Origin of the sequence: Reyranella sp. (genome assembly GCF_030651995.1) — a bacterium.
Lineage (GTDB): Bacteria > Pseudomonadota > Alphaproteobacteria > Reyranellales > Reyranellaceae > Reyranella.
This window is the reverse complement of the sequence record NZ_JAUSBN010000009.1, coordinates 75684-87450: the sequence shown is the minus strand read 5'-3', so window position 1 is coordinate 87450 and position 11767 is coordinate 75684. Positions and strand designations below refer to the sequence as shown.

At 64.9% G+C, this 11767-nt stretch carries 10 protein-coding genes; 9 read left to right on the top strand and 1 reads right to left on the bottom strand.

Annotated features, from left to right (window positions below; genetic code table 11):
- The 5 genes from Q7V45_RS02985 to Q7V45_RS02965 form a co-directional block, all read left to right on the top strand.
- A partial coding sequence (locus Q7V45_RS02985; RefSeq protein ID WP_304846722.1) for a nicotinate-nucleotide--dimethylbenzimidazole phosphoribosyltransferase occupies positions 1-694 on the top strand: 694 nt, incomplete at its 5' end.
- Complete coding sequence (locus Q7V45_RS02980; protein WP_304846719.1) at positions 687-1148, top strand: nuclear transport factor 2 family protein; 462 nt, start codon at positions 687-689, stop codon at positions 1146-1148. The genes Q7V45_RS02985 and Q7V45_RS02980, both read left to right, overlap by 8 nt.
- A gap of 595 nt (positions 1149-1743) precedes the next feature.
- Positions 1744-2469: a DUF5343 domain-containing protein gene (locus tag Q7V45_RS02975; protein WP_304846716.1), complete on the top strand. Its 726-nt coding sequence runs from the start codon at positions 1744-1746 to the stop codon at positions 2467-2469.
- 397 nt (positions 2470-2866) lie between these two features.
- On the top strand, positions 2867-3355 hold the full coding sequence (locus tag Q7V45_RS02970) for a hypothetical protein (protein WP_304846713.1): 489 nt from the start codon (positions 2867-2869) through the stop codon (positions 3353-3355).
- Positions 3356-3408: 53 nt separating this feature from the next.
- Positions 3409-3564: a hypothetical protein gene (locus Q7V45_RS02965; RefSeq protein ID WP_304846710.1), complete on the top strand. Its 156-nt coding sequence runs from the start codon at positions 3409-3411 to the stop codon at positions 3562-3564.
- A 328-nt stretch (positions 3565-3892) separates the two neighbouring features.
- Here the strand turns inward: Q7V45_RS02965 and katG are convergent, their stop codons facing one another.
- Positions 3893-6073, bottom strand: coding sequence for a catalase/peroxidase HPI (gene katG, locus Q7V45_RS02960; RefSeq protein WP_304846706.1), 2181 nt, complete (start codon positions 6071-6073; stop codon positions 3893-3895).
- A 179-nt stretch (positions 6074-6252) separates the two neighbouring features.
- Here katG and Q7V45_RS02955 point away from each other — a divergent pair, with 179 nt between their 5' ends.
- The 4 genes from Q7V45_RS02955 to Q7V45_RS02940 all read left to right on the top strand — a co-directional run bounded on the left by Q7V45_RS02955 (position 6253) and on the right by Q7V45_RS02940 (position 11767).
- Positions 6253-7854 carry an ABC transporter substrate-binding protein gene (locus Q7V45_RS02955; RefSeq protein WP_304846703.1) on the top strand — a complete coding sequence of 534 codons (1602 nt, stop codon included), beginning with the start codon at positions 6253-6255 and terminating at the stop codon, positions 7852-7854.
- 313 nt (positions 7855-8167) lie between these two features.
- A complete protein-coding gene (locus tag Q7V45_RS02950; RefSeq protein WP_304846700.1) occupies positions 8168-9229 on the top strand; it encodes a PotD/PotF family extracellular solute-binding protein in 1062 nt (353 codons plus the stop codon).
- Positions 9226-10311: an ABC transporter ATP-binding protein gene (locus Q7V45_RS02945; protein WP_304846697.1), complete on the top strand. Its 1086-nt coding sequence runs from the start codon at positions 9226-9228 to the stop codon at positions 10309-10311. Before Q7V45_RS02950 ends, Q7V45_RS02945 begins: the two co-directional genes overlap by 4 nt.
- A gap of 10 nt (positions 10312-10321) precedes the next feature.
- Positions 10322-11767, top strand: coding sequence for an amidase (locus Q7V45_RS02940; RefSeq protein WP_304846694.1), 1446 nt, complete (start codon positions 10322-10324; stop codon positions 11765-11767).

Genomic DNA, 11767 nt, shown 5'->3' with positions numbered 1-11767 from the left:
CGACGCCGACCTGCGCATCTACGAACTCGACCTCGACCATCCGACCGCCGACTTCACGCAAGGGCCGGCGATGGACGAGACGCGCGCCGCCAACGCCATGGCCTACGGCATGATGGCGGCCGAGCCCGGCATCGACGTTCTGTGCCTGGGCGAGATGGGCATCGCCAACACCACCGCCGCCGCCACGCTGTGCGCTGCCCTCTACGGCGGCACGGGTGCCGACTGGGCCGGGCCCGGCACCGGCGTTTCCGGCAAGGCGCTGGCGCACAAGATCGCGGTGATCGACGAGGCCCTGGTCCGCCACAAGGAGGCGATCGCCCGCCGCGATCCGCTCGAACTGCTGGCTGCGGTCGGCGGCGAGGAATTCGCGGCCCTGACCGGCGCCATCGTCGCCGCCCGCATGGGCCGCATCCCGGTGCTGCTCGACGGCTTCGCCTGCACTGCCGCCGCCGCGGTGCTGCGCGCCGTCGACCGCCGCGCGCTCGATCATTGCCTGGTCGCCCATCGCTCGGCAGAGCCCGGCCACACCCGCCTGCTCGCCGAACTCGGGATACGCCCGCTGTTCGACCTCGACATGCGCCTGGGCGAAGCCTCGGCCGCGGCGCTCGCCGTGCCGCTGCTCAAGGCAGCCGCCGCCTGCCACAACGGCATGGCGACCTTCGCCGAGGCCGGCGTATCCTCGAAGGATGCGTAGACGCACCCTGCTCGCGGGACTCCCGCTTCTCGCTCTCGCTCCCGAAGCCTTCGCCCATCCGCCGCGCCAGCCAGATTCGGCGGAGGCCAAGAAGTTCATCCAGGAAGTCACCGACTTCCGCGCGAAGCTTGCCCGGGCCGTGCTCACCAAGGACTTCGCCGCCCTGCGCCCGCTCTACGCCGACAGCTTCACGCACACACACGGCTCAGGGAAACTCGACAACAAGGACGCCCGCCTGGTCGCGGCGATGGCCGGCGAACCGCTGATCGAAGCAGCGCCCGCCACCGACCTCGTCTTCCGAGTCTTCGCCGGCCCGACCGTGATCGTCACCGGCAAGAGCCCGATCCTGAATGTGAAGGAACAGAAGACCTACGATTTCCGCTGGGTGTGCGTGTACATCACCGCGCAGGACGGGTGGCAGTTGGCGGTGAGCCAGGCGACGCGGCTCGTCTGAGCGCGCCGGAGAGCCTGGCAACAGCCACTATTTTCCATAACACTAGAGCGTCATAGGCCGGTGAAACCCGTTGCACCGCGAGGGTGTAGCGGCGGTGAGCGCTGTCAATTTTCATCTGTTCACGCCATGTTCTTTTTGGACAGTAAAGTCATTCCCTGTCGTTCTCACGGCTGGTAGCGTTCCAGTCCTTTCCCGATCCATGCCAATCGATCAGTTCGACCATCTCGTCCAAAATGGGCTTCTAATCATCGTAACCCATTGAATTAAAATAGAACGCGTAGTTATGCGAGAAGCTCACTCCCTAGTGCTTGGCAATTCCTGAGGGAGCTGGAGAGGATAGGTCTTCTACGTATAACAGTCTACGGGCCTGCCCGATTGATACCCTTCTTAGAGGATTGCCACTAAAGGCTCCAACAAGACATCTTTTCTTTCATAGCCAAAACCCTATGTTTATAAGAGGAAATGCGGTTTTGTCGCTTGCGTCTGGACGCGCAACGCCGCTGTTGGCGTTTCTTGTACCGGTGATTTGCATTTGGAATCTATTTGGCATATCATATGCCTATTAGATGGACGCGCGATTTCTCAAGAGAGAAAAATGGCAGAGTTAGAAACCAATGACAGCGTGAGGCAGCTGTCCGCCCCCTACACCGCCTTTGCTTCGGTAAAGACGGCTCTCGCTCAATTCAAAGAGCACGGCATGCCACAGCGCGTGGATCGTAGCGTTTTGCCGACTTTCTCTGGGGCGGTCGGAAGTCAGGTGATGACCGGACTACGGTTTCTGGGGTTGATCGATCAGAGCAACAACAGTCAGCGCACGCTGCAGGAGTTGGTTGATGCACTTGGGACCGACGAGTGGCCCGCAACGCTACGAGCCGTCCTGCAGTCCGCATACGCACCGCTGTTCAATCTCAGCCTGGAAACTGCCTCGCCAAGCCAGTTCAATGAGCTTTTCAGGCGGGAATATCCGGCTGCAGATGAGGTGTCACGCAAAGCGACGACGTTCTTTTTGAACGCTGCGCGCGAAGCCGACATTAAGATCAGCCCCTACATTCTCCGAAACAAGAAACCTCGGTCCAATGGAGCGAAAAAGCGCTCAGTGCGATCCGGAGACGCTCCGACGGCTGCTCCGGCGACGCCCTCTTGGGAGCGTACAGCGCCCCGCAAGAGCACCCACCGCGATCCGCCACCATCATCACCGCCGCCGGCCGACAAGCGCCCTTCTGAAATGCTATTGGACCACTTCAAGCCGCACGACATGGACGATGCCACGCAGAACGCCGTCTGGACTTTAATTAAGTATTTCAAGGGACTTGATTTGTGATGGTCCGACAGCAGAACGGCGACCCAAAGGTCGCCGACTACATCGAGTGTCCAAGGTGTCTCCGCTGCCAAGCTGGCACCTAGGGCAGAACCCCCAACGAACACGAGGCCCGTTATGGAGTGTGCGGATCGCCAAATAAGCTGATTTAAAAGCCTTTCTGGCTTATCCCGTCGCGCCTTCGTCTCACGACTGAGCGCGACGGGTTCCTTTATCATTTGATGGAGTCCATGGCAAAGACCGTGCGACAATCACGCGCCGGGCAATAGTCGGCGCCGGAAGCGAACAATGGGCGCGATAATGCTTTGCGCGCCGCGTTGAGTACGCCTGCTACCCCTCATCTAAAGCCTACGCCGCCCGCAGTTAAGAAGAGAGCGAAGGCCAAGAAGTGACCTAATTCATGGCATTTATTCCAGTCGACTTCGGCCAATCGTTCCATGCGGAAGTGTTTCGGCGTGGATCTTCGTATTATGTGCTTGTTCGAGTGGGGCATGACCCAGATCGGGAGACCAATTATTACGTGGAAGTTGGGCTCAGGCCGGTTCCAGGGTGCAATTATCTAGAGTATCATTTTTGCCTAATTGGAGCGTACCCGCCGGATCAGGAGGAGTACTATTGGAGCGGACTGGACGTTCCCGGCGATATACCGGCGGATTGTCGCAAGAAAGTTCTAGATGTTGTGCTTCTCGCTACCGAAAACTTGCTAAATGATGTCAGACCTGAGGAAGTGTTTCGCATCACACGTGATGTAGACGTGGCCGGTGTGGTGCTTGCCAAGCACGATGCTGTAAGCATAGTGTTTGATCGTTGCGGGTACGAAGTGGCGCAAGCTGACGTACATCATGGGAAGCTCGTGTGGATGATGCGTCGCAAAGCATCAGCCGCGTGAGTTGCAACCTTGATGTCCGGCGCTGCGTTTAACACTTACCTGAGGAGGTAACGATGGAACGCGATATGCAAATCGCATTGATTGAACAGCTAGCTGAACGCCGCGAAGAAATGGTTCGCGAGTGGAAGGCGGATGCTGAGTTCAAGCAAGCTCTGCATCGTCACGACCACATCTTCGACAAAGAGCCTCGTCGGGTCGCTGCGCGGTAGAATTTGCTACCGAACAGGGAAGCCCCGCGCGAGCGGGGCTTTTTTCTTGTCTAGCGTAGCAGCGGCGCAAGCAGTTGGCGCAACCGCGCCATCTTCACCCTTACAACCTTGTGGTACGTCAGCCGCTTGCCGCTGACGCCCTTGAGCGCCTTTACGGTGCGAGCGCGGTCGCCTACGCCGAGCGAACTGCGGTTGTTGTAACTGAAGTTGAACTCCGCGAGTTCCCTCGACTGCGCCGCCGTTCGGGCGGCTCCGGTCGAGATGACGGGATATGAAAAAGCCCGCCGCGGCTCTCGCCGGGCGGGCTTTCTGTTTCAGGTCACGCGGCTCAGGCGTGGAGGTCGAAGCGGTCGAGGTTCATGACCTTGGTCCAGGCGGCGACGAAGTCGTTCACGAACTTCTCCTTCGCATCGGACTGGGCATAGACCTCGGCCAGCGCGCGGAGCTGGCTGTGCGAGCCGAAGATCAGGTCGACGCGCGCGCCGGTCCACTTCACGGCGCCGGACGTGCGGTCGCGGCCCTCGTAGACGCCCTCTTCGCCGGCGACCGGCTTCCACTCGGTCGCCATGTCGAGCAGGTTGACGAAGAAGTCGTTGCCGAGCGTCCCGGTCTTCGCCGTGAAGACGCCGTGCGTCGACTGAGCCGTGTTGGCGCCCAGCATGCGCAGGCCGCCGACCAGCACCGTCATCTCGGGCGCGGTCAGGGTGAGGCGCTGGGCATGGTCGACCAGCCGCTCCTCCGGCGACTGCGGCATCTTCGTTCCGACGAAGTTGCGGAAGCCGTCGGCCGTCGGCTCCAGTGGCTCGAACGAATGCACGTCGGTCTGCTCCTGCGAGGCGTCCATGCGGCCCGGCGTGAAGGGGACCTTCACGTCATGGCCGGCGGCCTGGGCCGCCTTCTCGATGCCGGCGACTCCGCCCAGCACGATCAGGTCGGCCAGCGAGACCTTCATGCCGCCCGAAGCGGAGGCGTTGAAGTCCTTCTGCACCGCTTCGAGCTTCTGCAGAACCGAAGCGAGTTCGGCCGGCTGGTTGACCGCCCAGTCCTTCTGCGGCGCGAGGCGGATGCGCGCGCCGTTGGCGCCGCCGCGCTTGTCGGCGCCACGGAAGGTCGCGGCCGAGGCCCAGGCCGTCGTGACGAGTTGCGACACGGTGAGGCCCGAAGCGAGCAGCTTCGCCTTCAGCGCCGCGATCTCGGCGTCGCCGACCAACGGATGGTCGACGGCGGGGATCGGGTCCTGCCAGACGAGAGGCTCCTTCGCCACCAGCGGGCCGAGATAACGCGCGATCGGGCCCATGTCGCGGTGCGTAAGCTTGTACCAGGCCCGCGCGAAGGCATCGGCGAACTGGTCGGGGTTCTCGAAGAAGCGCCGCGAGATCTTCTCGTAGGCCGGGTCGAAGCGCAGCGCGAGGTCGGTCGTCAGCATCGTCGGCGCATGACGCTTGTTCTTGTCGAAGGCGTCGGGGATCGAACCGGCGCCGGCGCCGTTCTTCGGCCGCCACTGATGGGCGCCGGCCGGGCTCCTGGTCAGCTCCCAGTCGTAGCCGAACAGGTTCCAGAAGAAGTTGCTGCTCCACTTCGTCGGCGTCGAGGTCCAGGTGACTTCGAGGCCGCTGGAGATCGCGTCATGGCCCTTGCCGGTGCCGAAGCTGCTCTTCCAGCCCAGCCCCTGCTGCTCGATCGGCGCGGCTTCCGGTTCCGGCCCGACCAGCGCGGCGTCACAGGCACCGTGGGTCTTGCCGAAGGTGTGACCGCCGGCGATCAGCGCCACCGTCTCCTCGTCGTCCATCGCCATGCGCGCGAAGGTCTCGCGGATGTCGTGCGCCGCCGCCACCGGATCGGGGTTGCCGTTGGGGCCCTCGGGATTGACGTAGATCAGGCCCATCTGCACGGCGCCCAGCGAGCCCTGGAGCTGGCGGTCGCCGCTGTAGCGCTCGTCGGCCAGCCACTTGCCCTCGGGGCCCCAGTAGATGTCCTGCTCGGGCTCCCAGGTGTCCGCCCGGCCGCCGCCGAAGCCGAAGGTCTTGAAGCCCATCGATTCCAGCGCGACGTTGCCGGTCAGGATCAGCAGGTCGGCCCAGGAGATCTTCGCGCCGTACTTCTGCTTGATCGGCCAGAGCAGGCGGCGCGCCTTGTCGAGATTGACGTTGTCGGGCCAGGAATTCAGCGGGGCGAAGCGCTGCTGGCCGCCGCCGGCGCCGCCTCTTCCGTCACCGACGCGATAGGTGCCGGCGCTGTGCCAGGCCATGCGGATGAAGAACGGGCCGTAATGGCCGAAGTCGGCCGGCCACCAGTCCTGCGAATCGGTCATCAGGGCGCGCAGGTCGGCGATCAGGGCATCGAGGTCGAGGCTCTTGAACGCCTTGGCGTAGTCGAACGCCTCGCCCATCGGATTGGACAGCGGGGAATGCTGGTGCAGGACCTGCAGGTCGAGCTGGTTGGGCCACCAGTCCCGGTTGTTCGCCGCCTTGGGTCCACCGCTGAAGGGGCACTTGCTTTCGGTCGTCATGGTCCATCCCTCGTGTTCTGGGCTCGTGGCCTCAGTTTAGAACGATTCCAAATTGGAAGTCACGTTCTTTGTCGAACGCAGGCACTCTCGAACGGGCGGGACGGCGGCGCCACCTGTCCTTTGGCATGGTTCTGGCGTCTGCGGAGACAACGACCACAAGGAAAACAGGGACCTTCGTCATGATCTTCCGCAAAAATGCCGTTCTGAGGACCGTCGCTTTGCTGGCGTCGCTGGCCGCGACCCCGGTACTGGCGCAGGGCACGCTGCGCATCGGCATGACCGCCTCGGACATTCCGCTCACCACCGGCCAGACCGACCAGGGCGGCGAAGGCATGCGGTTCATGGGCTACACGCTCTATGACGGGCTGATCAATTGGGACCTGTCCTCCGCCGACAAGGCCTCGGTGCTGGTGCCCGGCCTCGCCACTTCGTGGAAGGTCGACGAGGCCGATCCGACGCGCTGGACCTTCACCCTGCGGGACGGCGTGAAGTTCCATGACGGCAGCGACTTCAAGGCCGACGCCGTGGTGTGGAACCTCGAGAAGATCCTGAACGACAAGTCCCCGCAGTTCGATCCCAAGCAGGCCGCGCAGGGCCGCTCGCGCATTCCCGCCGTCGCCTCCTACAAGGTGATCGACGACCGGACGGTGGAGATCCGGACCAAGACGTCCGACGCCTTCCTGCCCTACCAGATCTCCTGGGTGATGATGTCGAGCCCGGCGCAGTGGGAGAAGGTCGGCAAGGACTGGAACAAGTTCGCGCAGACGCCCTCGGGCACCGGCCCGTGGAAGCTCACGGCCTTCCAGCCGCAGACCCGCGCCGAGCTGTCGCCGAACAAGGACTATTGGGACAAGGCCCGCGTGCCGAAGCTCGACAAGATGGTGCTGCTGCCGATTCCCGAGCCCGCGACCCGCACGGCGGCGCTGCGCTCGGGCCAGGTCGACTGGATCGAGGCGCCGTCGCCCGACGCGATCCCCAGCCTGGAGAAGGCCGGCTTCAAGCTCATCAGCAACGCCTATCCGCACAACTGGACCTGGCACCTCTCCTTCGCCGACGGTTCGCCGTGGAAGGACATCCGCGTGCGCAAGGCCGCCAACCTCGCCGTCGACCGCGAGGGGCTTAAGGTGCTGCTGAAGGGCATGATGATCCCGGCCAAGGGCTTCCTGACGCCGGGCAGCCAGTGGTTCGGCAACCCGAGCTTCGACGTGAAGTTCGATCCGGAAGCGGCGAAGAAGCTGCTGGCCGAGGCGGGCTTCAGCAAGGCCAAGCCGGTGACCGTGAAGGTGCTGATCTCGAGCTCGGGCTCGGGCCAGATGCTGCCGCTGCCGATGAACGAGTACATCCAGCAGAACCTGGCCGATGTCGGCATCAAGATCGAGTTCGAGGTCGCCGAGTGGAACACGCTGATCAACCTGTGGCGGGCCGGCGCGAAGTCGGACCTGGCCAAGGGCGCCAGCGCGCTGAACTTCAGCTACTTCATCCAGGATCCGTTCACCGCCTTCATCCGTCATCTCGATTCGAAGCTGGTGGCGCCCAACGGCACCAACTGGGGCTTCTACCAGGACCCGGGCATGGACGCGTTGCTGGAGAAGGCGCGCACGACCTTCGACCAGAAGGCGCAGGACGAGGCGCTGAAGAAGGTCCACGAGAAGATCGTCGACGACGCGCTGTTCCTGTTCGTGACCCACGACGTGGCGCCGCGCGCCCTGTCGACCAAGGTGACGGGCTTCGTGCAGGCCCAGAACTGGTTCCAGGACTTCTCGCCGATCACGATGAAGTAAGTCTCATGTTCCTCTCCCCCGATCGGGGGAGAGGTTAGGTGAGGGGGTTACAGGGGGTGCGTCGCCCCCTCACCCAGCCTCTCCCCCTAGCGGGGGCGAGGAGCATGAAAGGCTAGGCCCGCACCCGATCCGGTCAATCACGCGTGCGGTACCAGGCGCCGACGAAGGGCAGGATCCTGTCGGGGCCGAGCCGAGCACACACATCGCCACCCTCTCATAACCTCCTGGAATGACCAGGCGGGACGAATGAATTTCTCGACCCCTGCAGCAGGCGTTTAACGTCGGTGCGAAGCAACAACGGCGGGGGCCAGCGATGATGAACCGATTGAAGGCGTTGATGTGCGGCGCGGTCCTGGCCTGTGCGGGCGCGACCAGCGGCGCGGGTAGTGCTTCGGCCCAGGAACTCACCATGGCGGTGTGGGGCGGCGGTGGCGCCAACACCTGGCGCGAGGCCTTCATGAAGCAGTTCAACCCGGGCAACGGCTCCACCCTCAAGATGGTCGAGGTGCCGAACCCGGCCGGCGCGCTTCGCTCTCCGGCGGCGGCAGGCCAGTACAGTCTGGCGCTGGTCACCTATTTCGAGGCGATCGCGCTCTCCAACGCGGGCCTGATCGAGAGCTTCGACGACAAGCAGCTCCCGGGGATCGCCGACGTCGATCCCAAGTACCTGACCAGGGACAAGGCAGGCCGCCACGTCGGGCTGCCGGTCTACTTCACCTACTACGGGATCGCCTACAACACCGACCTCGCCAAGGCGGAAGACTTCGCCTCCTGGCAGGGGCTGGCCGACCCGAAGTGGAAGGGCAAGCTGTCGCTGACCCGGCCGGTCTATCTCGCGCCCTACGACGCGGTGATCATGGCCAAGGCGATGGGCGGCAGCGAGAAGGACATCGATCCGGGCTTCAAGCTGCTCGAGAAGATCGTGCCGAGCGTGCTGGCGACCTACACGTCGCTGGCGCACATGAACACGCTGCTGACGCGCGGCGAGGTGGCGGCCGTGCCCTTCTACGCCTCGCGTGTCTGGGCCCTGCGTCGCCAGGGCGCCAAGAATGTCGGCATCGTGATCCCCAAAGAGGGCGCGCTGATGCTGCCCTATGTCGTGGTGATCCCCAAGGGCGGCAAGAACCAGGACAAGTCGCTGGTCTGGATGAACTACATCGCTGGCGCCGAGCCGCAGCTGCGTGCCGCCCTGCTCGATGGCTGGCTGCCCATGAACTCCAAGGTCAAGCTGCCCGAGGACCTGCAGAAGACGCTGGGCCAGCCCTACGAGCAGATCGTGAAGTCACTCTACTCACCCGACTGGCGCATCGTCGTCGAGCACAACGAGGCACGGGTCGACCGCGCCGAGAAGCTCATGTCCGGCGTCAAGCAGTGAGCCGAGGATCGATCTCGATCACCGGTGTCGGCAAGGAGTTCGGCACCGCGACGGTACTGGACGGGGTGGATCTCTCGATCGAGGGCGGCAGCTTCGTCACCCTGCTCGGCCCCTCGGGCTGCGGCAAGACCACCCTGCTACGCCTGATCGCGGGCTTTCTCGACCCCAGCCGCGGCAGCATCGCCATCGACGGCGCGCGCATGCAGGGCGTGCCGCCGCGGCGTCGGCCGCTCGGCATGGTGTTCCAGAACCTGGCGCTGTTCCCGCATCTCGACGTTTTCGAGAACGTGGCCTACGGGATGCGGATCCGGGGCACCGCCGCGACCGAGATTGCCAGCCGCGTCTCTCGTTTCCTGGGACTGGTGGGCCTGGCCGGCTTCGAGCGGCGGCGCATCGGCCAGCTCTCGGGCGGCCAGAAGCAGCGCGTGGCGCTGGCGCGGTCGCTGGCGCTGGAGCCCGCCATCCTGCTGCTCGACGAGCCGCTGAGCGCGCTCGATCTTCAGCTTCGCCGCCAGTTGCAGGTGGAACTCAAGTCGATCCAGCGCCAGCTCGCCACGACCTTCGTGTTCGTCACGCACGACCAGGAGGAGGCGACGATGCTCTCCGACACGATCGTCGTGATGGACGGCGGGCATGTGCAGCAGATCGGCACGCCTGGCGAGATCTACCGCCGCCCCGCCTCGCCCTTCGTCGCGCGCTTCGTCGGCGACATCAACATGATGGACGGCCGGATCGAGACGGTCGACGCCCTGTCGGTCTCGGTCTCCGTCGCCGGACGGGCGATCTCCGTCCCCCGCGCGTCCGTCGTCGGGACCGCATCGGCCGGCCACGCCTGCCAGCTCGCCTGCCGCCCTGAGTCGGTGCGGCTGGGAGGAGCACAAGCGGACGCGCTGTCGATCGAAGCCCGCGTCACGGCGCTGCATCGTCTCGGGCCTACGGTGAAGGCCGTTCTCGACACGCCGCTGGGGCCGCTCACGGCGCTGGCGATGGCCGACACGCCGCACGTGGCGGAACTCGCCGAAGGAAAGACGGCGCGTCTCTTCGTACCGTCCGACACATTCACGCTCTTCGCCTCAACCTGAAAGAACGATCATGCCCGCTCAGGATTTCGCCGGCCGCACCGTCGCAGACCACGTGGAAGCCTTCACCTCTGGCAAGGTTGCCGCGCGCGACATCGTCGAGGGCCTGCTCGAACGCACCCGCAAGGCCGAGCCTTTCAACCCGATCGCGACGCTCGATGCGGACGGCGCACGCGCCGCCGCCGACGCCCTCGACGCGCGGCGCAAGGCCGGTGGGTCCGTCGGTGCGCTGGCCGCCGTGCCGGTCTCGGCCAAGGATCTCATTCTCACCAAGGGCCTGCGCACCGCCTTCGCCTCCGTCACGATGAAGGACAACGTGCCGTCGATCGACGCCGAGGCCATCGCCCAGTGGCGCGCCGCCGATGCCGTCCTGTTCGCCAAGACCACGACACCGGAGTTCGGCCACAAGGTGCTGACCGACAGTCCCCTACACGGCATCACGCGCAATCCGTGGAACCGCGAGCATACCAGCGGCGGTTCGAGCGGCGGCGCCGCCGTCGCGGTGGCCCTGGGACTCGGTCCCATCGCCATGTCGACCGACGGGGCGGGCTCGGGCCGCATTCCCGCCGCCTGCTGCGGAGTCTACGGGCTGAAGGCGACGCTGGGCCGCGTGCCCCACGAAGTGCCGCCCGACCAGTTCGGCCAGCTCACCTATCTCGGCGTCATGGCGCGCCATCCCGCCGATCTCGGCGCCGGCCTCGCCTCGATGTCGGGCAGCCATCCCAACGATCCGTGGACGCTGGCTATCGGCCGTGAGCCCTTCGCCTGGCCCGATAAGGCTGGCGGGCATCCGATCGCCGGCAAGCGCATCACCGTCATCCGCCGCATGACCGGCGGCTATCTCGACCCCGACACCGAGGCCCGCCTCAATGCCGCGCTGGCCTTCCTCGACAAGCAGGGCGCCACGATCAAGGAGATGGACGGCCGCGAGATCGACTGGAAGCTCGACGTGGCGCGCATCATCCTGCGCGCCAACCAGATCGAGCGCTTCGCCGACATCCTGAAGAACCGCCGCGGCGAGCTCGATCCGTCCTTCGCCAGGACACTGGACGAAGGCAATGCCATCGACGTGGTGGCGCTGCGCCGCGCGCTGGTCGACCGCACCACCGCCTTCAAGTCCGTGCAGCGCCTGTTCGCCGACTGCGACCTGCTGCTCACGCCGACCGTCGCCACGCCGGCGCCGCCCGCAACCCAGAACCAGTTCGAGCCGCTGGTGGTCGACGGCAAGCCGCTCGGCGACCTCCGCTCCGCCTGGTACACCTACACGATCCCGTTCAACATGACCGGCCATCCCGCGATCTCGATCCCGTTCGGCCGCTCCACGGCGGGCCTGCCCATCGGCATTCACTTCGTGGCGCCGTGGTACGGCGAGGGACATCTCATCAAGCTCGCCCAGGCGTTCGACGCGGAGACCGGCGCTTCGGGCGAGTTCCCGCCGGGCTTCGCGGCCGGCGCCTGA

What these genes read in the sequence shown, in the direction of transcription:
- Q7V45_RS02980 (WP_304846719.1), top strand. Translation starts at nt 687, where the DNA reads ATGCGTAGACGCACCCTGCTCGCGGGACTCCCGCTTCTCGCTCTCGCT.
- Q7V45_RS02975 (WP_304846716.1), top strand. Translation starts at nt 1,744, where the DNA reads ATGGCAGAGTTAGAAACCAATGACAGCGTGAGGCAGCTGTCCGCCCCC.
- Q7V45_RS02970 (WP_304846713.1), top strand. Translation starts at nt 2,867, where the DNA reads ATGGCATTTATTCCAGTCGACTTCGGCCAATCGTTCCATGCGGAAGTG.
- Q7V45_RS02965 (WP_304846710.1), top strand. Translation starts at nt 3,409, where the DNA reads ATGGAACGCGATATGCAAATCGCATTGATTGAACAGCTAGCTGAACGC.
- katG (WP_304846706.1), bottom strand. Translation starts at nt 6,073, where the DNA reads ATGACGACCGAAAGCAAGTGCCCCTTCAGCGGTGGACCCAAGGCGGCG.
- Q7V45_RS02955 (WP_304846703.1), top strand. Translation starts at nt 6,253, where the DNA reads ATGATCTTCCGCAAAAATGCCGTTCTGAGGACCGTCGCTTTGCTGGCG.
- Q7V45_RS02950 (WP_304846700.1), top strand. Translation starts at nt 8,168, where the DNA reads ATGATGAACCGATTGAAGGCGTTGATGTGCGGCGCGGTCCTGGCCTGT.
- Q7V45_RS02940 (WP_304846694.1), top strand. Translation starts at nt 10,322, where the DNA reads ATGCCCGCTCAGGATTTCGCCGGCCGCACCGTCGCAGACCACGTGGAA.